Here is a 19720-nt window from a genome sequence, read left to right as displayed (position 1 = left end):
AGATCAGCGACTTCCGCCCGCTGCGCGGCGCAGGCCCAGTTCGTCGAGCGCGGCGGTCTCCAGCCGGGCCGCTTCCTTGCGCTGGGCCAGGCGGATGTTCTCGGCCACCTGCTCGTATTTCTTCTGCTCCTCGAAGGCCAGCGCCAGTGCGTCGCGCGCGCCGGCCTCCTCCAGAGCGATACGGTCGATGTCGACCTGCACCATGGCCTTGCGGGCGCGCAGGCCTTCCCAGAACCCGACCTGGTACCAGCCGGCCTCCGCGTCCTCGCGGGCGCGCATGGCCTCGGCCTCGCCCTCGGCCTCCAGCAGGGCCAGCTTCATCTCCGCGCCCATCCGGCGCTCGGCGATCTCCGCCAGCCGCTTCTGCAGCACCTCGACCTCGTAGGTCGACAGCTTGATCAGCGATTGAGCCCAGCTCATGCGGCGTCACCGTTCAGAATGTTGGCCAGCAGGTCGAAGCTCTCCTCCAGCCCCGTCGCCTCGTCCTTGTCCTGGGCGAGGAACCCCTCCAGCGAGGGGTTGAGAGCGATGGCCCGGTCGACCTGCGGATCGGCGCCGGCGCGATAGGCGCCGATGCGGATCAGTTCTTCCATGTTGGCGTAGGCGGCCAGCGATTGGCGCGCGGCCTTCACGATCTCGCGCTCGTGCGGAAGGTGGCAGCCGGGCATGGTCCGGCTGATCGACTTCAGTACGTTGATCGCCGGGAAGCGGCCACGCTCGGCGATCGCCCGCTCCATCACGATGTGACCGTCCAGGATCCCGCGCACCGCGTCGGCGATCGGCTCGTTGTGGTCGTCGCCGTCGACAAGCACGGTGAAGATGCCGGTGATCGGTCCCGCCGTGGTGCCGTCCGGCCGGATCGGCCCCGGACCGGCCCGCTCCAGCAGCTTGGGCAGTTCTGTGAAGACCGTGGGCGTATAGCCCTTGGTGGTCGGCGGCTCGCCGGCGGCCAGGCCGATCTCGCGCTGGGCCATGGCGAAGCGGGTGACCGAGTCCATCATGCAGAGGACTTCCAGGTCCTGGTCGCGCAGGAACTCGGCGATGGCGAGCGTCATGTAGGCCGCCTGCCGCCGCTTCAGCGCCGGCTCGTCCGAGGTCGCCACCACCACGACGGCGCGCTTCAGGCCCTCCTCGCCAAGGGTTTCCTCGATGAACTCGCGGACCTCGCGGCCCCGCTCGCCGATCAGCCCGACCACGACCGCGTCGCAGTCCGACTGCTTGGCCAGCATCGACAGCAGCACCGACTTGCCGACGCCCGAGCCGGCGAACACGCCCAGGCGCTGGCCGCGGCAGCAGGTGGTGAAGACGTTCATCGAGCGCACGCCCAGGTCCAGGCGTTCGCCCACCCGCCCGCGGGCATGGGCGGCCGGCGGCGCGGCGCGCAGCGGATAGGCGGCGGTGCCCTGTGGGAGCGGCCCCAGGCCGTCGATCGGCTCCCCGAACGCATCGACAATCCGGCCCAGCCAGGCGGTGGTCGGCCGCACGGCCGAGCCCTGCGGCTCGATGCGGATCTCGGCCCCGGGCGCCACGCCCTCCACCGGGCCGAACGGCATCAGCAGAGCGCGGGTCTCGCGAAAGCCCACGACCTCGGCCGCCAGCGGCTTGTCCGCCCGCCGCTCGATCTCGGCGCGGGCCCCGACCGCCAGGCGCGTCAGCCCGCCGCGGGCCTCGATGAGGAGGCCGTTCACGGCTGCGACGCGACCGGAGACGGTCAACGGATCAATCCGTTCGACAGCGGCGACGAGGCTACGCAAGGACGAGGTTCCCGAGGGTCAGATTCGACCGCCCGCAGAGTCCGCCCGGCCCCGTTAACTCCTGGTGAAGATTCCGCGCCCGCGTCAGCGCAGCGCGGCGGCCAGTCTGGCCGCCTGGCGCGGGTGTTTGAGGGCCAGTTTGGCCGCTGCGACGGGCTGGCGCATCGCCGCCCGCGTCACAAGCGGGCGGGCCGCCCTGGCGAGCAGCGGCCGGACGTTTCGCGCCAGGCTCCCGCGCCCGACGACGGCCGCGATCCCGACCACCGCCAACGCGCCCAGGCCGAGCGCCAGGCCCGGCCGCTTCTGCGCCTCGGCATAGAGGCTGAAGCCGCGCCCTCGCATCCGCTCGCTATCGGTCAGGCCGTCGACTCCGGCGGTATAGAGATTGTCATGCTGCGACGGCGCGTTCCGCCCGCGCATCAGCGGCGCGGCAAATCGCGCCACCAGGCCCGGCGCGACGGCCGACCCTGCGGCCATGGGCCTCGCCGCCCCACCGACCGAAAGCTCCCGAATAGGATGCGTCGCGGCATGCAGGATCGCATCCGCCACGACCTCGGGCGCATAGCGAGGCGGCGGCAGGCGCGCCGCCTTCTCCATGAGATTGCGAGCATGGTCGGCGAAGGGGGTGGCGACGCTGGCCGGCTTCACCAGGGTGACGCTGACCGGCAGACGCTCGCGGATCAGTTCCATCCGCAGGGCATCGGTGAATCCTTTCACCGCGTGCTTGGAGGCCGCATAGGCGCCCTGCAGCGGAACCACGGCGTCCGACAGCACCGAGCCGAGGTTGATCAGGGCGCCGCCGCCGCCTCGCTGACGGACGTGTTTCACCGCCTCCAGCGAGCCGTTGACCACTCCGAAGTAGTTGGTCCGGAAGAGCTGCTCGTGATCGTCGGACGTCGTATCCTGCAATTCGCCGAACAGCCCGACGCCGGCGTCGTTCACCCAGGTGTCGATCCGCTCGAAGCGGGCGATCGCGGCACGGGCCAGCCGTTCGACCTCCGCAGGATTTCCGACGTCGGTCGGCACGGCGTAGGCGCGCCCGCCCTCGGCCTCGATGTCCTCGCAGACGGCGCGCAGAGCCTCGCCGTTGCGCGCCGCCAGCACCACCGCTGCGCCGGCCTTGGCGGCCTTGCGCGCCGTGGCCAGGCCGATGCCGGACGAAGCCCCCGTGATGACGATGACCTGGTCTGCGAGCGGCTTCAGTTTCACGGCCATGATACGTCCTTCGGCTGGGGCGAGACTCCCCAATGAACGAGCGCCTTCCCCAGGCGTTCCCCGATGGTCATGACGTTAAAATCGGCGGCTCGCCGCAGCCGGTGTTCGCCCGACAAGTCCAATCACAAAAGATTCAACCCGCGTGCGACTCCGTGCGCGGGCGCAACGCTTGTCGGCGAATCCCGAACCGGATTAACGATTCGCTCGAAGGCGTTTCACCATTAACCGGTCATAAATTAACTCGCTGGCAAGTTAACCGCGAGGATCGAGGCGGACTGCCTGAAGAAGTTGGGCTTGAGCGCTGCCGTTCGAGGAGGAACCGATGCGCGTACTATTGATCGAGGACGACAGCGCCACGGCGCAGAGCATCGAGCTGATGCTCAAGTCGGAAGGCTTCAACGTCTATACGACGGACCTGGGCGAGGAAGGCGTCGATCTCGGCAAGATCTACGACTACGACCTGATCCTGCTCGACCTGAACCTGCCTGACATGAGCGGCATGGACGTGCTGCGCACGCTGCGGGTCGCCAAGATCAACACCCCGATCATGATCCTGTCCGGCACGGCCGAGATCGACACCAAGGTCAAGACGTTCGGCGCCGGCGGCGACGACTACATGACCAAGCCGTTCCACAAGGACGAGCTGGTGGCCCGCATTCACGCCGTGGTCCGCCGCTCCAAGGGTCACGCCCAGTCGGTCATCAAGACCGGCGACATCACCGTCAACCTCGACGCCAAGACCGTTGAAGTGAACGGCGTGCGGGTGCACCTGACGGGCAAGGAATATCAGATGCTGGAGCTGCTCTCGCTCCGCAAGGGCACCACGCTCACCAAGGAAATGTTCCTGAACCACCTCTATGGCGGCATGGACGAGCCCGAGCTGAAGATCATCGACGTCTTCATCTGCAAGCTGCGCAAGAAGCTTGCGGCCGCCGCCGACGGCAAGCACCACATCGAAACCGTCTGGGGCCGCGGCTACGTGCTGCGCGACCCGCACGAGGCCGCCGCCGCCGCCTGAATGGCGCTGAGCGACGACTGAAATCATAGACGCCCGCCGCTCCTTCCGGCGGGCGTTTTCTTTTTGCGTGAGTTCCGCGCTAGGCTCCCGGCAAAAGTGTTCGCGGGGAGGCGGAGACATGGGACGCTCGATCGCACTGATCCTGTGCCTTGCGGCAGGTTTCTTCCTGGCCTGGGCCGGAGAGCGCACGCCTGAACCGTCGCCGGGGAACGCCCCTGCGGCCGCCTTCTCCGCCTCACGCGCCATGGCCGATGTCGAGGCGATCGCGTCGGTCCCGCACCCCATGGGGAGCGCCGCCAACGCCGCGGCCCGCGACCACCTCGTCGCCCGGATGACCGCGCTCGACCTTTCGCCGCAGGTGCAGCGCGCCGAGGTTCTGCGCCATGAGCCCCAGGGCAAGATCTCCTGGGCCGCCGGCGGAACTGTCGAGAACATCGTCGGCGTCCTGCCAGGGGCGGATCGCGCCGCTCCGGCCGTCGCGCTGATGGCCCACTACGACAGCGTGCCGGGCTCGCCGGGCGCGGCCGACGACGCGGCCGGGACCGCAGCCGCCCTGGAGATCGTCCGCGCGCTGAAGGCGCAGGGAACCCCGGCCCGCGACGTGATCGTGCTGCTGACCGACGGCGAGGAGAGCGGCCTGCTCGGCGCCCAGGCCTTCTTCGACCAGCACCCGCTCGCCAAGCGGATCGGCTTCATGATCAACATGGAGGCGCGCGGCGGCGCCGGCCGCGCCCAGATGTTCCAGACCGGCTCGGCCAACGCGGGCACGATCGGCCTGCTCCAGCGCGGCTCGGTCAGCCCGGCCGCGACCACGCTCACCGTCTTCCTCTACGAGCAGATGCCCAATGACACCGACTTCTCGGTGTCCAAGGCCGCGGACGTCGCCGGCCTGAACTACGCCTTCATCGCCGGCCAGTACGACTATCACGCGCCGACCTCGACCCCAGCCAATCTCGACAAGGGCTCGCTGCAGCACATGGGCCAGGAGGCGCTGGCCGCCACGCGCGAGGCCGCCTTCGCCAAGGCCCTGCCCGCCAACGGCCCAAACCTCGTCTATGCCAATGTCTACGGCGACAAGATCCTCGCCTACCCGCCCGCCGCGGGCTGGCTGCTGCTGGCGGCCATCGCGGTCCTGATCGCCGTGGGCGCCTGGCGTGCCCGCCAGGCCAAGGCCCTGGCTCTGGTCGACATCGCCAAGGGCGTCGGCGCGGCCCTCTACGCCATCGCCCTGGCGGTGGTCAGCCTGAAGCTCGCGCGCCTGGCCACCGGGGCCGGCTTCGGCTTCCTCGAGCAGCACTACCTGCTGGCCCAGGCTGGACGGTGGGAAACGGCGGTGGCCCTGCTGGGCGCCGGGGCCCTGGTCCTGGCCGCCGCCGCCGCGGGCCGTGGACGCATGCGTCTCGCCGGCGCGGTGCTGGTCCTGGCGCTGGGCGCGGCCTCGTCGGCCTTCGGACACACCGACATGATCGCGTTGGCCGTGGGCGGGTTCGGCGCGGCGCTCGCTCTCGTCTCCTTCGGCCGCCCCGCCGGCGTCGCCGGCGCCTGGGCCGGTGTGCTCGCGACAGGCTTCCTCGCCGCTTGCGGCCTGCAGGCGGCCGCGCCGACCACCGCGATGTTGGTCGCCTGGCCGCTGGCCCTGGCCGCGCTCGCCGCCGCTCTCACCGCCTTCGCCAGCCGCCGCAAGCTGCCGTCGCTGATCGTGCTCGGGGCCATCGCGGCCGCCGGTCTCGGCTGGCTGCTCGCCTTCGGCCACGGGATCTATCTGGGCCTCGATCAGCCCGAGTTGCTCGCGGTCATCGTCTGGATCGCCGCCCTGCTGCTCTGGCCCCTGGCCCAGCCGGCCGAGGATCAGAAAGGCGCGCGCACCGCGGCTCTCGCCATCCTGCTGCTCGGCGCCGCCGCGGTCACGGCGATCCGCATCGACCCGCCCTGGACCGCGCGCTACCCGCAGCCGACCCATGTCGCCTATTATCTGGAGCCGACACGCACCCTGCGCATCAGCGACGCGCCCGCCCTGCCGGACTGGACGCGCCAGGTCCTGGCCGCCGACGGCGGTAAGATCGAAAAGGTCAGTCTGCCCGCCCTGCGCCGCAAGGAGGTCTGGGCGGCGTCCGCCGCCATGACCGCCGCACCTGCCTTCACCGCGGCCTTCGCACCTACGGCCGACGGCGCGCACGAGCTGGTCCTGACGCCGCCGCCCGGAACGCGCACCCTGATGCTGAGATTGACGTCGGACGCCGCCCTGACCGATCTGACGATCAACGGTCGTCCTGCGAAGATGCTGGGCGAGCCGGGCTCCAGCGCCCGCATCGCCTGGGAAGCGCCGGCCCCAGGCCTCACGCTTCGGTTCCGGAGCCGCGCGCCCGGGTCGATCCAGGCCGACTATGCTGCGGTTCTCTCGGAATTGCCGGCGGGCCTGAAGCCTCTGCCGCATCCGCCGTCCGGCCTGGCCGGGTTCGGCAATTCGGGCGCCGCCTTGGTCGGCGGCGCCCGCAAGTTCGCCTGGTAGAGGCCTACTTGTTCTCGAAGGCGGCGGTGATCTTCAGATCCACTTCGTCGCCGACGACCGGGACCACGCGGCCCAGGCCAAAGTCGCTGCGCTTGATCTTGGCCGTGGCGGAGAAGCCCACGGTCGGGGCCTTGCTCATCGGGTTGGAGCCGGCGCCGGTGAACTTGGCGTCCAGCACGACCGGCTTGGTCACGCCGTGCAGCGTCAGGTTGCCGGTGATCTTGGCGGTCTGACCGCTCACTGCGACCGAGGTCGACTCGAACTTCGCGGTCGGGAACTTCTCGACGTCGAAGAAGTCGGCGCTCGACAGGTGCTTGGTGAAGCCGGCCGAGGTGGTGGTCATGCCGCTCATCGGGATCTCGATGGACACCTTGGCGTCCTGCGGCTTGGCCGGATCGAGGGCGAGCGTGCCGCTCATCGAACCGAACATGCCGTACAGGATCGAGAAGCCCATGTGGTCCACCGACCAGACTACCTGGGTGTGGTTGGCGTCGACCTTGTAGGTGGCGGCGGTGACGCGCGAGACGTCCGGCGCCCCGGGGGTCTGGGCCAGGACGGGGGTGGCGATCATCACGGCCGCCAGGCTGGCGGCGGCCAAGAGCTTCTTCATCTTGAGGTTCTCCAAGTTTTTCACGGGCCCAGTCCGTCCTAGATCAAGGCGCGCCCCGCCTCCGTCAAGGACCGTGCTGAAACTCGTTCGCATCTTCCAGGGGTGGCGCGCGCCCAGCGGAACGCGGTATTGGCCTCCGACCGCCATGCGGGCGCTGTCCGCCACGGTCCTGGTGAAGCTTGCGAAAGGACGCCGCATGAGCGCTCAAGACGGGGTCGTCATCTATCACAACCCTTCCTGCGGAACGTCTCGCAACACCCTGGCGCTGCTGCGCGAGAAGGGTGTGGAGCCGACGGTCGTCGAGTACCTGAAGACCGGTTGGACGCGCGAGCAGCTCGAGGACCTGACCGCCCGCATGGGTGTTTCGCCCCGTGAAATTCTCCGAGATCGGGGCACGCGGGCCGACGAACTGGGCCTGACCGACCCATCGACCTCGGGCGAGGCGATCATCGCGGCCATGATCCTCGATCCGATCCTGGTGAATCGGCCTATCGTGTCCACGCCTAAGGGTGCGGCTCTGTGCCGTCCTGCCGAATTGGTCCTGCGTCTGCTCTAACAGGCGTCGCCGCCGGAAAAGCTTACCGGCGATTAACCATAATCGGTAGACAACGGCTAAGCCGTTCGCCAGCTATCTAGCGCCTTTTCCATGGGCCGACGGACGTCCATGGGCATCGCGAGTACGGGGGCACGATGCAAGAGTTCGATCCGCGACGCCCGACTTTCCGCCTCACGCCGCGCTTGGCCATCGGCCTGGCGGGGATCGCGGCCCTGGCCGTCGGCTGGAAACTGGCCGCCGACAATCCGCCGGCCCAGGCCAAGGCGCCGATGGACTCGGCGACCATCACCGCCCTGCAGCATGCGGCCTTCACCCAGTCCGAGGCCCAGCCCGGTTTCGCCCGTCCGCAGAGCGTGCCGGTCAAGGTGCTGCCGGGCGAGACGCTGGAGTCGGCCGTCGAGCGCGCCGGCGTTCCACGCGACGAGGCGCGCCGCGCCGTCGAGACGCTGGCCGAGGCCATGGACACCGTCCACATCAAGGCCGGGATGGCCTTCGACGCGGCCGTCGCCCGTCCGCGCGGCGAGCGCGGCCCGGCCAGGCTGATCGGCCTGTCGCTGCGCACGGGCCCCGCCCAGTCGATAACCCTGTCGCGCGCCTTCGACGGCGCCCTGCGCCTGCGCGAGATGGAGGAGAAGATCCGCGACGAGGAGATGGTCGCCCGCGGCGAGATCGACGGCTCCCTCTACGAGAGCGCCTCGCGCATGGGCGCGGACCCGTCGCTGGTCAGCGAAATGGTCAAGCTGTTCTCGCACAAGGTCGACTTCGACCGCGATCTGAAGCCCGGCGACGACTTCACCATGATCTTCGACCGCAAGGTCACCGAGAGCGGCCGCACCATCGAGACGGGCGCCCTCGAATACGCCGCCATCAAGGGCGTGCAGTTCTACCGCTTCGAGCGCTCCAACGGCGACGTGCAGTACTTCGACGAGACCGGCAAGAACATCAAAGGCTTCCTGCTTCGCACCCCGGTCGACAACGCCCGCATGACCAGCCGCTTCGGCATGCGCCGCCATCCGATCCTCGGTTACAACCGCATGCACCAGGGGATCGACTTCGGGGCCGGCAGCGGCACGCCGGTCTTCGCGGCGGGCGATGGCGTGGTGGTCGAGGCGCGCCGATGGGGCGGGTACGGCAACTGGGTGCGCATCCGCCATTCGGGCGGTTTCGAGACCGGCTACGCGCACCTTTCGCGCTTCGGCAAGGGCGTGCGCGCCGGCCAGCGCGTCAGCCAGGGCCAGGTCGTGGCCTATGTCGGCTCGACCGGCGCCTCCACCGGCCCGCACCTGCACTACGAGATCTGGCAGCACGGCAAGCGCGTGAACCCGGTCGGGGCCAAGGTGCCTCAGGGCACCGTGCTGGCCGGCGGCGAGCTGGCCGCCTTCCGCGCCCAGAAGGCCCGCATCGACGCCATGATCAAGCGGCAGGACGCCGAGGACGGCGCCGGCCGCCTGGCCTTGGCCGACACCGTCCAGGCGCCCTCCCTGCGGCGCTGACGCCCAAGGCGTTCGGTGGCGCTTCCAACCATCGCGCGCGCGCACTAACGTCGCCCGTCGAACCGTGTTCGAGCGGAGGATCGTCTTGACCGCAGCCGCCCAGTCCAAGCCCCGCGCGCGTTACGCCGCCAAGCGAGACGCCATCATGGCGGCCGCCACCGAGGTGTTCGCCCAGCAGGGTATGAGCGGGTTCACCCTGGCGGCCGTCGCCAAGCGGATGGACCTGCACCCGGTCAGCCTGACCTACTACTTCAAACGCAAGGAAGACCTGGCCGCCGCGGTGCTGCACGACACCATCGGCCGCTTCGCCGCCATGCTCGACCAGGCCGAGGCGCGCAGCGCGCCGGCCGACCGGCTGACCACCTTCGTCGCCGCCTATTTCGAAACCCGCCGCCGCATCGCCCTCGGCGAGGAAGGCCCTCTGGCGCCGTTCAGCGAGGTCTATCTGATCGAGGGCGACCAGAAGCAGCCGGTGATCGACGCCTTCGAGGCGCTCTATGTCCGCATCGGGCGGCTGCTGAAGTCGGAGGACACGCCCTGGGTCGCCACCCTGCGCCGCCAGGGCCTGGCGCGGCTTGTGGTCAACCTGCTGACCTGGTCCGACAGCTGGCTGCCAGCCTATGCGCCCGACGACTACGGCCGCGTCGCCGCCCGCCTGGCCGACATCCTGGTGAACGGTCTGGCCGCTCAGGGCCGGGCCTGGCCCGGCCTGCCGTTGGTCGATCTGGGCGGCCCGGTCGCCGAGAACGACGAGGTGACGCGCGACCGCTTCCTGGTGGCCGCCACCAAGCTGATCAACCGTGAGGGCTATCGCGGCGCCTCGGTCGACAAGATCTCGGCGGAGCTGAAGGTCACCAAGGGCTCGTTCTACCACCACAACAGCGACAAGGACGAACTCGCCGTCGCCTGCTTCCAGCGCACCTTCGATCTGATCGAGCGCGCCAGGCGCGAGGCCGGCAAGGCTGGCTCGGGATGGGAGCGGCTGTGGCTGGCGGTGGTCTCCCTGGGCATGCACCAGGCCGAAGGCGGCGGCGGGCGAATCCTTCGCCACCATGCCTTGGCGGCGGTGCCGACGGCCATGCGCCGGCGCATGCTGCTTCGCTTCCAGCAGATCGGCAATTCGTTCGCCGGGATCATCTCGGACGGAATCGCCGACGGCTCCATCCGGCCCGTCGATCCGCTGCTGGCCGCCTACACCTCGATGGTGGTGTTCAACGCCTGCCTGCCGCTGGAGCCGAAAAAGACCCCGCCGTCGACCGAGGGCGTGATTGAGGAATACCTGCGGCCCTGCCTGCTCGGCTTCTTCGTCAAATAGGAAAGACGCCCGGGGTCCGGCCCCCGGGCGTCCTATCCCCTTCTTGTTGACGCTTACTTCTTGGCCACGGTCGCCGCCGGCTTGGCCCCGGCGACGCACTTGGTGAAGTGACCCTTGGCGTCGCGGCACTTTTCGGGCTTGGCCGCCGCGGCTGCAGCGGCCGGGCACTTGGCGAAGTGGCCCTTGGCGTCGCGGCAGGGCGCAGCCGAAGCAGCCCCCGCCATCGACAGGCCGGCCGTCAGCGCAAGCGCCGCGGTCCAGGCAAGAGTGCGGGACATGGCGTTCTCCCTGGGCTGGCGCGGCTACTTGGCCGCCGGGGTCGCCGCGGCGGCCGGAGCGGCCTTCTTCGCGCGGTGATGCTTCTTGTGATGAGTGGTCTTCGCCGGAGCGGACGCGGCCGGCTGGCCGCTGTCGGCGGAGGCCGGGGCGGGGGTGGCGGCGACCGCGGCGCCGGCCAGGACGAGCGAGGCGGCCAGCGAACCGGCAAGGAGGACGGAAGACTTCATTTGCTTGCTCCATGTGGCGGTGACGTCCGCCTGAGAAGGAGCTTCAGCCCGCCACCTCGCATCGGTCGGGCCGCCGTCTTACAAAAAGTTGAGCCGCGAACGAAAAAGCCCTCCCCGAAGGGAGGGCCGATATCGTCCGGAAAAGCGGGGCGATCAGTCGAAGACGATGACCGAGCGGGCCAGTTCGCCCTTCTTCATTTCCTCGAAGCCTTCGTTGACCTGCTCCAGCTTGATCCGCTGCGAGATCATCTCGTCCAGCTTCAGCTTGCCCGACATGTAGAAGTCGACCAGGCGCGGCATGTCGACCGGGAAGCGGTTCGAGCCCATCATCGAGCCCTGGATGCGCTTTTCCGACAGGAACGCGAACCCCGGCAGGGTCACGCTCTGGCCGATGGGGATCATGCCGATGACGTTGGCGGTGCCGCCGCGGCGCAGCATGCCGAAGGCCTGCTCGGCGGTCTTGGCCAGCCCGATGGCTTCGAAGGAGTGGTGGACGCCGCCCTTGGTCATCTCGATCACTTCCTTGACCGCGTCGGTCTTGGAGGCGTCGACGAAGTCGGTGGCGCCGAACTGCGAGGCCAGGTTGCCCTTCGAGGCGACCATGTCGACCGCGATGATGCGCGAGGCGCCGGCGATCGCCGCCCCGTTGATCGCCGCCAGGCCGACGCCGCCGCAGCCGATGACAGCCACGGTCTCCCCCGGGCGTACGTTCGAGGTGTGGATCGCAGCCCCCACGCCGGTCATCACCGAGCAGCCGATCAGCGCAGCGCGGTCCAAGGGCATGTCCTTGCGGATCGCAACGCAGGCATGCTCGTGGATCAGCATCTGCTCGGCGAAGGACGACAGGTTCAGGTACTGCTGCATCGGGCCGGTCGTGGCCTTCAGGCGCGGCTCCTGCTCGGCGTCCCGCTTGGTGTCGGGCGAGACGCACAGCGACAGGTGGCCGGTCAGGCAGAATTCACAATGGCCGCAATAGGCCGACAGGCAGGTGATGACGTGGTCGCCGGGCTTCACCGTGCGCACTTCCGAACCGACCTGCTCGACGACGCCGGCGCTCTCGTGGCCCAGCACCGCCGGCAGGGCGGTGGGGTACGAGCCCTGCATGAAGTGCAGGTCCGAATGGCAAAGGCCGGCGGCCTTGGTGCGGATCAGCACCTCGTGCGGGCCGGGCTTGTTGATCTGGACGTCCTCGATCTGAAGCGGCTTGCCCACTTCACGCAGCACTGCGGCTTTCATCTATCGCGATCTCCCCAAGCGTTTATCGAAGCCACGGTATGGCCGCAGCCTTGGTCACGCCAACCTTATCGCTGTTCAGGTGACGCTGGCCAAGGCGTTTTTGAGGATGTTCGCGGACTCGGTTCCCGGTCGCCGCGGGGAGGCCGGGAGCCAGGCAGGGCGATCCTACTTCGGGCCCCAGATCTCGGCCTTGCTTGTCGAGGACACCAGGCCGGTTCCGGACTTCGACAGGCTGGAGAGCGGCACGGTCTTGGTCTTGCCCTTGGACGACAGCGTCACCATCGCCGAGTCGCCTGTTCCCTCGACCTTGGAGATGGTCCCGATCGCGGCGCCGCTCTGGTCGGTGACCGAGGCGCCGGGGCGCAGGTCGGAATCGGTCAAGCGGGCGGCGGCGTCGCTTGCCCGGCCGGTCATCGCGTCCGGCGAGGGGCCGGTCATCGGATCGGGATTGACCGGGGGCGTCGCGGCCGCCGGCGGCGCCATGCCTGGACGTCCGCCGGGCGGTTCCTGGGCCAGCGCAGGCGTCAGGCTCACGCCCGCCAGCGCAAGCCCTGCGAGTAGCTTTACGATCATGTCTTTGCTCTCCTCGGGAGAGCCCACCCAGCCGGCCACAACCGCCGCCCGCGGCCTCCGGTTCCGGGCGTCAGGCGCTGACGTGCGTTCCCATGGGCCCCAGCCGCAGCCAAGCCGGCCGCGTCCAGGCGATCTTCGGCCAGGCCAGCAGCGGCCGGCGAACCGGAATGCAGGCCTCCAACGCGGCCAGCAGCGGTTCCACCGGGCCGTCGTTCAGGAAGTGATTGGCCCCGGGCACGCGCTCGAACCGGATGGGCCGCCGCGTCTTGGTTTCAGCCGCCAGCCGCTCGGCGGTTTCGATGGGCGCGAAGTCGTCCTTGTCCCCGTGGACGACGTGCACAGGGACCCGCACCCGCGCGAGCGCCCGGTGCAGATGCGCCAGTTGGCCCGGCTGGCCCGAGACCTCCAGGACTGCATGGCGCAGGTCGCGTGGGATGATCGCCAGCAGCCGCGCGCCCATGCCGACCAGCCAGCGCGCCGTCGGCCCGGACTCGCCGAAATAGCCTGACAGCAGCACCAGCCCGTGGACCCGCCCGGGGTTCTGCTCGGCCATGATCGAAGCGATCGCCGCGCCGTAGGATTGGCCGACCAGCAGCACTTTCTGGCCCGGCCGCGCCTGCAGCAGCGGCGCCAGGGCGCGCGCCTGGACCTCGATGTCGCCGACATACTCGACCGGCTCGGATCCGGCGTAGCCCGGCCGGTCGACCACCGTCATCTCGCGGTCCTGCGGCAGGGCGGCCAGGGCCGGTGCCCAATACTCAGCCCACGACGGGGCCCCGGTCACGACCACGATCTTCCACGGCGCCGGCCGCTCGCGCGGGGTCGTTATCGCCGACAGCTTCCAGCCCAGGCCTCCGCCAGCCTCGAAACGGACCCGGCGCACCAGGGTGTCCGGATAGTCGTCGGATGTCGGGACATGTTCAGTGCGGCCGGTGGCGGCGCACTCGATGCACGCCCATCCCATGGACAGCACGCCCTTGGGTCTCTTGCGGGACAATTCCTCAGCTCCAAACCAGGGATCCTGATCTGGGTGTGGAACGCGGCAGATCAAACGCGGTTCGCAAGGCCGGGCCTGTTTCGCGTCGGCGCAATCGCCGGTCAGGGGATCATCTGGATCTCGCGCACCTCGATCGGCAGGGTGATGGCCCGCGAGAGCTTTTCGGCCCAGGCGAGGGCCGCGGCCATGTCGGTCGCCTCCACGATGGTGAAGCCGCCGACATGCTCCTTGCTCTCGACGAAGGGGCCGTCGCTGATCCGCGCGACGCCGTCCTGCACGGTGACGACCTTGGCCGCCTCGGCCGGATGCAAGGCGTTCGAGGCGACCCAGGCGCCGGCCGCGATCATTTCGTCGTTTACCTTCTGCAGGTCACGCATGATCGGCTCCAGCACCTCGGGCGGCGGCGGCGGCCCGTCGGGCTGGCAGATGTTGAGCAGGTAACGCGGCATGGGATGTCTCCTTTGGCCCTGCCTCAACGACGAACGGGGCCGGCGCGGATCGACAGGCCGCCGGTCAGCCGGCGACCTTTTCCCGGATTTCGCGCTTCAGCACCTTGCCTGTCGGGCCGATCGGCAGAGCCTCCACGATGCGCACCTCGTCGGGCGTCCACCACTTCGCCACCCGCGCGGCCACGTGCGCCTTCAGCTCCTCCGGATCGGCGCTCTGGCCCGGCCGCAGCACGACCAGCAGCAACGGCCGCTCGTCCCACTTGGGATGCGGCACGCCGATCGCCGCGGCCAGCGCCACCGCCGGGTGCGAGGAGACCGCATCCTCCAGGTCGAGGGTCGAGATCCACTCGCCGCCCGACTTGATCACGTCCTTCGCCCGGTCGGTCAGGCGCAGATAGCCATCGGCGTCGATCGTGGCGATGTCGCCGGTGTCGAACCAGCCGTCCGCCTGGAAGGCCTGGGCTCCGTCGTTCTTGAAATAGGCGCTGGAGACCCATGGCCCGCGCACCTGCAGCGCCCCGGCGCTGACCCCGTCGTGCAGCAGCTCGGCGCCGTCGTCGCCCATGATCCGCAGGTCGACGCCCCACAGGCCCCTGCCCTGCTTCAGCTTGCGCGTCGTCGCCGCGCTCTCGTCCTCGCCGGCGTGCTTGGGCAGCGGTGTGTTGATGACGCCCAGGGGGCTGGTCTCGGTCATTCCCCAGATCTGGCGCACCGTCGCGCCGAGTTGCGTCTCCACCCGACTGATCAGCGAGGCGGTCGGCGCCGATCCGCCGATGGCGACGGTGCGCACCGTGGTCAGGGTCTGGCCAGTCTTGTCCAGGTGGTCCAGCACCCCGACCCAGATGGTCGGCACGCCCAGCAGGAAGCTCGCCCCCTCGTCCACCGCCAGCTCGCAGATCGACGGCCCGTCCAGCAGCCGTCCCGGCAGGATCAGCTTGGCCCCCACCAGCGGCGCCGCATAGGGCGTGCACCAGGCGTTGGCGTGGTACATCTGGGCGCAGGGCAGCACCGCGTCCCGGGCCGATAGGTTGAAGGCGTCCGGCGCGACCAGCGCCATGGCGTGCAGCACCGTCGAGCGATGGCCATAGAGCACGCCCTTGGGGTTGCCCGTCGTCCCCGAGGTGTAGCAGAGGCCCGAGGCGGTCCGCTCATCCAGCTCGGGCCAGTCGAACTCGGGCGAATTGGCCTCGATCAGGTCCTCATAGATCAGCGTGCCGGCCGGCGCCTCGGGCGGCAGGTGCGCGCGGTCGGTCATCGCCACCAGGGTCTTCACGGTCGAGAGCTTCGGGGCGATGTCGCGAACCAGTTCGCCGAAGGTGATGTCGAACAGGAGGATGGCGTCCTCGGCGTGATCGGCCACCCAGACCACCTGATCCGGGTGCAGGCGCGGATTGATGGTGTGCAGGACCGCCCCGATGCCCGAGACCGCGAAATAGAGCTCGAAGTGGCGGTGGGTGCTCCAGGCGAGCGTCGCCACCCGGTCGCCGGGCTTGACGCCCAGGGCGATCAGGGCGTTGGCCATCCGCTTGGCGCGGGCCAGGGCCTCGGCGTAGCCATAGCGATGGATCGGTCCCTCGACCGTGCGCGTCACCACCTCGCGCTCGCCATGATAGGCGGCGGCATATTCGAGGATCGACGGCAGATTGAGCGCGCGGTCCATCATCAGGGCCAGCATCCCGGGGTCCTCCAGTTCCGTTTTCGTTGTTTGGCAGGACCCTAAGTCGCCGGCCGGCGCGAAGCTAGCCGTCCAGACGTCCGCAATAGGCGAACACGACGCCCATCCACGGATGGGCGGTCAGCACCCGGAACCGATAGACCCCGTCGCGCGCGAACGAGACCGCCCGGATCTTGGGCGCCAGCGCCTTCGGCAGCCGCAGCCCCAGCAGCCGCCAGGAGTCGAAGCGCCAGGAAAAGCCGTCGCCCCGCACATGCGGCGAGAACCGGAACCGCAGCAGCCCCAGCCGCTCCTCGAACTCTCCGGGCGCATCGAGGTCGGTCAGCCAGGAGGAGAACCGCCGCGGCCCGAAATCGCGGGTCCAACGCTCGCCGCCGGGGCCTGGCGAAATGGTGACCTTGAGGTCGCGATAGGTTCCCGGCTCGGGCAGGCCGATCATCGCCCGCGACAGCCGTGCGATCAGGCTGCGCGCGCCCCGCGCCCTGCCAAGCCCCCCGAAGGTCCGCGCGGCGCGACGGTCGTGAACCGCGATCACCGGCTCGGGCAGCCGCGCCGCCTGCGGCCCCAAAAGCCGTCCCAGCAGGGCCGGCGCGGCCGGTGCGCCGACGTCCAGCCGCGTGACGATCGGCAGGTGCGCCAGCTCGGCCATGATCTCGTCCAGCGTGACCAGGCCGACGCAAGGCCCCGCGCCCGGCGCCGCCAGCCGGCCCTCGATGAGGCCGCGCAGCACCGCCGCGGCGGCCGCCACCGGCACATTCGGCCCGGCGTTCGCTTCGGCGGCCAGCGACCAACGGCCCCGCAGCGGCTCGCCATTCGCGCCCAGGCCCTCGGCTTCGACCACCATGCCGCCGCGGTCCGAGCCCAGCGGCGCGACCAGATCGGCCACGGCGCGCAGCGGTCCGGCCGCTGGCTCCAGAGACTTCACCAGACCCAGCCGCACCGCCCAGGCCAGCAGCCACAGGCCCAGGTGCAACGGAACGAGCTCCAGTCCGGCCAGGAACCTCGCCCGCGTGCGCGCACGTCCGGCCAGCACGTCCAGGTCCGGGGTTTCGCACAGACTGACCAGCCGCGGACCGACACCGGGGAAGTCGATGCGGCGCAGCCCGCTCCAGCCGGGCTCGGTCCGCCATTCGCGCCCGGCGAACACTCTCACGGGCCGCCCCGCATAGGAGAGGATGGCCCGCACCACCGACAGGCCGCGCGGCGCCCGGGCGCCGGGCGAGATCGCCACACTGGCCGTCTCGATCTCGCGCCACCCTTCGGTCAGCGCGTCGAGGGCTGCGTTGGAGAGCGCCGGGGTCGAGCTCGCCCCCGTGGCCGCCAGCACGCCGGCCTCTCGCGCCGCCGCGTCCAGGTCGGCCGCGAAGCTGGCGACGAAGGCGCGCCCGTCGGCGATGTCGACGTAGTGCGCGCCGGCGGCTACCGCCGTGCGCGCCAGGCGCAGATCGCCGGTCTGGAACGGTCCGGCCGCATCCACCACCGCCCAGGGGGCCAGATCCGCGAGGGTTTCTGGAAGGTCGCGGTCGAAACCTGCCGCTTGGCAGCCCAGTTCGTCGGCCAAAGCCTGCGCCCTGGCCAGGCCTCGCGCGGCCAGCACCAGTTCGACCTGGGGCCAGGGCGCCAGCAGTCGCGCCAGCCGCTCGCCGAACGCGCCGGTCGCGCCGACAAGGACGATCCGCCGCCTCACGCCTGCGGCGCTTCCAGGATGAACCGCGCCCGCATCTCGGGCGTGGGGACCATGCAGGTCCGACGCTTGCCCATCAGCTGGTAGCGATTGCGTGCGATCCAGCCATAGGCCGCGTCCCGCCAGGGCTTGGGAACCACGCGCACGGCCGCCAGCCAGCGCCAGGGCGCCGGCAGCCGCCGCGCCAGCCCGATCACCGCGTCCGAGCCCTCCAGCGCCCGGCCCTGGTCCATGAAGATGAAGCTGTCCGGCTGGTCAGGGTCGATCCCCGCCGCCTGCGCCAGGGCGCGGCCGTAGGGGGACTTGATCGGTGTGAAGCGCAGCGTCCCGCCGCGATCCAGGGCCAGGGCCAGTCGCACCGATCCTGAACAGAAGTTGCAGACGCCGTCGAACACCCAGACGCCGTCCGCCGCTTGGGTCATGTCAGGCCGCCATCCGCGCCTTGAACACCCCGTCCGGCAGCTCGCCCGCCCGCATCGGGTGGACGAAGAAATAGTCCTTCCAGGGCAGATCGGGATCGACGCAGGTCGTCTCCTCAAGCCGGTCGCCCTTGACCTCGAACATCCGATAGCCGCGCGAGCGGAAGACCTCGAGCACGGCCTCCGCCGAGCCGCCGAACCGCGCCTCCAGCATGACCGGGTGGATCTCGATCAATACGTGCGGACGGTCGCGGTCGATGATGTGTTCGGCGCCCTTCAGCGCCTTCAGTTCCGCGCCCTCGATGTCCATCCGGATGAAATCGACACGCCCCAGCCCCTGGCGCTCGCAATAGCCGTCCAGCGTCACCACCGGCGTGGGCTGCAGCTCCAGGCCCGCGTCCTCGAGGTCGGGCCGCACCTGGCCGGTCGGCGGCTCGGTCGCCACATAGGCGTAGGCGCGTCCCATGCGACCGGAGGTCTTCTTGGGTGTCACCAGCAGCAGTTCTCCCGGCATGTCGGCGACCGCGGCGTGCACCGGCCGCACTTGGCCGGCGATGCGGTGCCACGCCAGGCAGATCTTCAGGACCTCGAAAGTGAAGGCCGATGGCTCGAAGGCGTGGACCTGCGCCTTGGGCGCGACCTGGGTCATGACGTACGAATGGCGCCCGTCGCTCGCCCCGACGTGCAGGCACACTGGTGAACCGTTCAGAAGATCGGCCAGGTAGGGCGTTTCAGGCTCGTGCTTGGCCCAGCGCTTGTTCCTGCGCCAGGCGCGGAAGGCGTGACCAAGCACCCGTATCGAAGGCATGGGTACTTCCTCTTACGCCGCCTCTTTACGCCGCGTCCCGCGTGACCGTCATCATGTAGTTGATGTCGCAGTCGGAAGAGCGAGCCCAGCGTCCCGTCAGCGGCTCGTAGGCGACTCCATAGGGGCCCTGCACCGCCACCGGCTCCCCGTCGAGGAAGCCGCGCAGTTCCTCGGGCTTCAGGAACTTGTTCCAATCATGGGTGCCGACGGGCACCCAGCGCAGCACGTACTCCGCCCCGATCTTGGCCAGGGCCAGGGCCTTGAGCGTGCGGTTCAAGGTGGCGACGATCATCAGCCCGCCCGGCGCCACCAGCCGCGCGCAGTCACGCAGGTAGGCGCCGGGATCGGCCACGTGTTCGATGACCTCCATATTCAGCACCACGTCGAACGGCGCCTCGCCGCCCGCGAGCAGGTCCTCCGCGGTCGAGGCGCGATAGTCGATGGCGAGCCCCTGCTCGGCGGCATGGGCGCTGGCCGTGCCGATATTGCGCGCCGAGGCGTCGACCCCCGTGACCGCAAAGCCCAGTCGGGTCATCGGCTCGCACAGCAGGCCGCCGCCGCAGCCGATATCCAGCAGCCTCAACCCCTCGAACGGGCGGATGGCCTTGGCGTCGCGCCCGAACCGCAGCAGCGCCTGCTCGCGGATGAAGGCGAGCCGGCAGGGGTTGAACTTGTGCAGCGGTGCGAACTTGCCCTTCGGATCCCACCATTCGGCGGCGATGCGGGAGAACTGTTCGACCTCTTTCGGATCGATGGACGAAGCGGACGCGGAAGCCATGGAACCCTTTTCCTACCGCGCGGCGCACGGCGCCAGTCCCTATCGCCCCGAAAGGCCCCGAATGGGCGCCATCTTGCGCGCAACGCGGCGTTTCGACCCTCGGCAAGGCAGACATTGCCCCTGGC

General features: G+C 69.8%; 20 protein-coding genes. 5 read left to right on the top strand and 15 right to left on the bottom strand.

The window, feature by feature from the left end:
• Nucleotides 1–3: 3 nt before the first annotated feature.
• The 3 genes from ACE3T2_RS00535 to ACE3T2_RS00525 all read right to left on the bottom strand — a co-directional run bounded on the left by ACE3T2_RS00535 (nt 4) and on the right by ACE3T2_RS00525 (nt 2969).
• Nucleotides 4–420 (bottom strand): flagellar export protein FliJ, encoded by a 417-nt coding sequence (locus tag ACE3T2_RS00535; RefSeq protein ID WP_374653580.1) that lies wholly within the window; start codon nt 418–420, stop codon nt 4–6.
• Entirely contained in the window at nt 417–1754 is a 1338-nt protein-coding gene (fliI, locus tag ACE3T2_RS00530) for a flagellar protein export ATPase FliI (protein WP_374653578.1), read from the bottom strand. The genes ACE3T2_RS00535 and fliI overlap by 4 nt, the downstream gene beginning before the upstream one ends.
• An 84-nt stretch (nt 1755–1838) precedes the next feature.
• A complete protein-coding gene (locus tag ACE3T2_RS00525; protein WP_374653576.1) occupies nt 1839–2969 on the bottom strand; it encodes an SDR family oxidoreductase in 1131 nt (376 codons plus the stop codon).
• 322 nt (nt 2970–3291) lie between these two features.
• Between ACE3T2_RS00525 and ctrA the strand changes: the two genes are divergently transcribed.
• Nucleotides 3292–3987, top strand: coding sequence for a response regulator transcription factor CtrA (gene ctrA / locus ACE3T2_RS00520; RefSeq protein WP_374653574.1), 696 nt, complete (start codon nt 3292–3294; stop codon nt 3985–3987).
• Between the two features lie 118 nt (nt 3988–4105).
• On the top strand, nt 4106–6496 hold the full coding sequence (locus ACE3T2_RS00515; RefSeq protein ID WP_374653572.1) for a M20/M25/M40 family metallo-hydrolase: 2391 nt from the start codon (nt 4106–4108) through the stop codon (nt 6494–6496).
• A gap of 4 nt (nt 6497–6500) precedes the next feature.
• On the opposite strand, the gene ACE3T2_RS00510 is transcribed toward ACE3T2_RS00515, so the two are convergent.
• Nucleotides 6501–7106, bottom strand: a complete 606-nt coding sequence (locus ACE3T2_RS00510; RefSeq protein ID WP_374653570.1) for a YceI family protein — start codon at nt 7104–7106, stop codon at nt 6501–6503.
• Between the two features lie 196 nt (nt 7107–7302).
• On the opposite strand from ACE3T2_RS00510, the gene arsC reads away from it, so the two are divergent.
• The 3 genes from arsC to ACE3T2_RS00495 all read left to right on the top strand — a co-directional run bounded on the left by arsC (nt 7303) and on the right by ACE3T2_RS00495 (nt 10470).
• The gene (gene arsC, locus ACE3T2_RS00505; protein ID WP_374653568.1) at nt 7303–7662 is read left to right on the top strand and encodes an arsenate reductase (glutaredoxin); all 360 of its coding nucleotides are present in this window, start codon (nt 7303–7305) and stop codon (nt 7660–7662) included.
• Nucleotides 7663–7796: 134 nt separating this feature from the next.
• Nucleotides 7797–9155, top strand: a complete 1359-nt coding sequence (locus tag ACE3T2_RS00500; RefSeq protein ID WP_374653566.1) for a peptidoglycan DD-metalloendopeptidase family protein — start codon at nt 7797–7799, stop codon at nt 9153–9155.
• 85 nt (nt 9156–9240) lie between these two features.
• Nucleotides 9241–10470, top strand: coding sequence for a TetR/AcrR family transcriptional regulator (locus ACE3T2_RS00495; protein ID WP_374653564.1), 1230 nt, complete (start codon nt 9241–9243; stop codon nt 10468–10470).
• Nucleotides 10471–10523: 53 nt separating this feature from the next.
• On the opposite strand, the gene ACE3T2_RS00490 is transcribed toward ACE3T2_RS00495, so the two are convergent.
• The 11 genes from ACE3T2_RS00490 to ubiG all read right to left on the bottom strand — a co-directional run bounded on the left by ACE3T2_RS00490 (nt 10524) and on the right by ubiG (nt 19595).
• Complete coding sequence (locus ACE3T2_RS00490) at nt 10524–10748, bottom strand: hypothetical protein (RefSeq protein ID WP_374653562.1); 225 nt, start codon at nt 10746–10748, stop codon at nt 10524–10526.
• A gap of 24 nt (nt 10749–10772) precedes the next feature.
• Entirely contained in the window at nt 10773–10976 is a 204-nt protein-coding gene (locus tag ACE3T2_RS00485; RefSeq protein WP_374653560.1) for a hypothetical protein, read from the bottom strand.
• Nucleotides 10977–11129: 153 nt separating this feature from the next.
• Entirely contained in the window at nt 11130–12212 is a 1083-nt protein-coding gene (locus tag ACE3T2_RS00480) for a Zn-dependent alcohol dehydrogenase (RefSeq protein WP_374653558.1), read from the bottom strand.
• A gap of 165 nt (nt 12213–12377) precedes the next feature.
• Nucleotides 12378–12785, bottom strand: a complete 408-nt coding sequence (locus ACE3T2_RS00475) for a hypothetical protein (RefSeq protein WP_374653556.1) — start codon at nt 12783–12785, stop codon at nt 12378–12380.
• A 70-nt stretch (nt 12786–12855) separates the two neighbouring features.
• Nucleotides 12856–13782, bottom strand: coding sequence for an alpha/beta fold hydrolase (locus tag ACE3T2_RS00470; protein ID WP_374653554.1), 927 nt, complete (start codon nt 13780–13782; stop codon nt 12856–12858).
• A gap of 101 nt (nt 13783–13883) precedes the next feature.
• Nucleotides 13884–14231: a YciI family protein gene (locus ACE3T2_RS00465; protein ID WP_374653552.1), complete on the bottom strand. Its 348-nt coding sequence runs from the start codon at nt 14229–14231 to the stop codon at nt 13884–13886.
• Between the two features lie 64 nt (nt 14232–14295).
• Nucleotides 14296–15906, bottom strand: coding sequence for a long-chain fatty acid--CoA ligase (locus ACE3T2_RS00460; RefSeq protein ID WP_374653550.1), 1611 nt, complete (start codon nt 15904–15906; stop codon nt 14296–14298).
• A 64-nt stretch (nt 15907–15970) separates the two neighbouring features.
• Nucleotides 15971–17593: a DUF4166 domain-containing protein gene (locus ACE3T2_RS00455; protein WP_374653548.1), complete on the bottom strand. Its 1623-nt coding sequence runs from the start codon at nt 17591–17593 to the stop codon at nt 15971–15973.
• On the bottom strand, nt 17590–18012 hold the full coding sequence (locus tag ACE3T2_RS00450; RefSeq protein ID WP_374653546.1) for a thiol-disulfide oxidoreductase DCC family protein: 423 nt from the start codon (nt 18010–18012) through the stop codon (nt 17590–17592). The genes ACE3T2_RS00455 and ACE3T2_RS00450 overlap by 4 nt, the downstream gene beginning before the upstream one ends.
• 1 nt (nt 18013) lies before the next feature.
• Nucleotides 18014–18817: an FkbM family methyltransferase gene (locus tag ACE3T2_RS00445; RefSeq protein WP_374653544.1), complete on the bottom strand. Its 804-nt coding sequence runs from the start codon at nt 18815–18817 to the stop codon at nt 18014–18016.
• A 25-nt stretch (nt 18818–18842) separates the two neighbouring features.
• Nucleotides 18843–19595, bottom strand: a complete 753-nt coding sequence (ubiG, locus tag ACE3T2_RS00440) for a bifunctional 2-polyprenyl-6-hydroxyphenol methylase/3-demethylubiquinol 3-O-methyltransferase UbiG (protein ID WP_374653542.1) — start codon at nt 19593–19595, stop codon at nt 18843–18845.
• Between the last annotated feature and the right edge of the window lie 125 nt (nt 19596–19720).

It is taken from the genome of Phenylobacterium sp., assembly GCF_041919955.1.
Lineage (GTDB): Bacteria > Pseudomonadota > Alphaproteobacteria > Caulobacterales > Caulobacteraceae > Phenylobacterium.
The sequence above is the reverse complement of the archived record's forward strand: the minus strand, read 5'-3'. Positions and strand labels throughout refer to the sequence as shown.

What these genes read in the sequence shown, in the direction of transcription:
- ACE3T2_RS00490 (WP_374653562.1), bottom strand. Translation starts at nt 10,748, where the DNA reads ATGTCCCGCACTCTTGCCTGGACCGCGGCGCTTGCGCTGACGGCCGGC.
- ACE3T2_RS00460 (WP_374653550.1), bottom strand. Translation starts at nt 15,906, where the DNA reads ATGCTGGCCCTGATGATGGACCGCGCGCTCAATCTGCCGTCGATCCTC.
- arsC (WP_374653568.1), top strand. Translation starts at nt 7,303, where the DNA reads ATGAGCGCTCAAGACGGGGTCGTCATCTATCACAACCCTTCCTGCGGA.
- ACE3T2_RS00525 (WP_374653576.1), bottom strand. Translation starts at nt 2,969, where the DNA reads ATGGCCGTGAAACTGAAGCCGCTCGCAGACCAGGTCATCGTCATCACG.
- ACE3T2_RS00475 (WP_374653556.1), bottom strand. Translation starts at nt 12,785, where the DNA reads ATGATCGTAAAGCTACTCGCAGGGCTTGCGCTGGCGGGCGTGAGCCTG.
- ACE3T2_RS00465 (WP_374653552.1), bottom strand. Translation starts at nt 14,231, where the DNA reads ATGCCGCGTTACCTGCTCAACATCTGCCAGCCCGACGGGCCGCCGCCG.
- ACE3T2_RS00510 (WP_374653570.1), bottom strand. Translation starts at nt 7,106, where the DNA reads ATGAAGAAGCTCTTGGCCGCCGCCAGCCTGGCGGCCGTGATGATCGCC.
- ACE3T2_RS00500 (WP_374653566.1), top strand. Translation starts at nt 7,797, where the DNA reads ATGCAAGAGTTCGATCCGCGACGCCCGACTTTCCGCCTCACGCCGCGC.
- ACE3T2_RS00450 (WP_374653546.1), bottom strand. Translation starts at nt 18,012, where the DNA reads ATGACCCAAGCGGCGGACGGCGTCTGGGTGTTCGACGGCGTCTGCAAC.
- ACE3T2_RS00445 (WP_374653544.1), bottom strand. Translation starts at nt 18,817, where the DNA reads ATGCCTTCGATACGGGTGCTTGGTCACGCCTTCCGCGCCTGGCGCAGG.
- ubiG (WP_374653542.1), bottom strand. Translation starts at nt 19,595, where the DNA reads ATGGCTTCCGCGTCCGCTTCGTCCATCGATCCGAAAGAGGTCGAACAG.
- ACE3T2_RS00485 (WP_374653560.1), bottom strand. Translation starts at nt 10,976, where the DNA reads ATGAAGTCTTCCGTCCTCCTTGCCGGTTCGCTGGCCGCCTCGCTCGTC.
- ctrA (WP_374653574.1), top strand. Translation starts at nt 3,292, where the DNA reads ATGCGCGTACTATTGATCGAGGACGACAGCGCCACGGCGCAGAGCATC.
- ACE3T2_RS00535 (WP_374653580.1), bottom strand. Translation starts at nt 420, where the DNA reads ATGAGCTGGGCTCAATCGCTGATCAAGCTGTCGACCTACGAGGTCGAG.
- ACE3T2_RS00480 (WP_374653558.1), bottom strand. Translation starts at nt 12,212, where the DNA reads ATGAAAGCCGCAGTGCTGCGTGAAGTGGGCAAGCCGCTTCAGATCGAG.
- ACE3T2_RS00515 (WP_374653572.1), top strand. Translation starts at nt 4,106, where the DNA reads ATGGGACGCTCGATCGCACTGATCCTGTGCCTTGCGGCAGGTTTCTTC.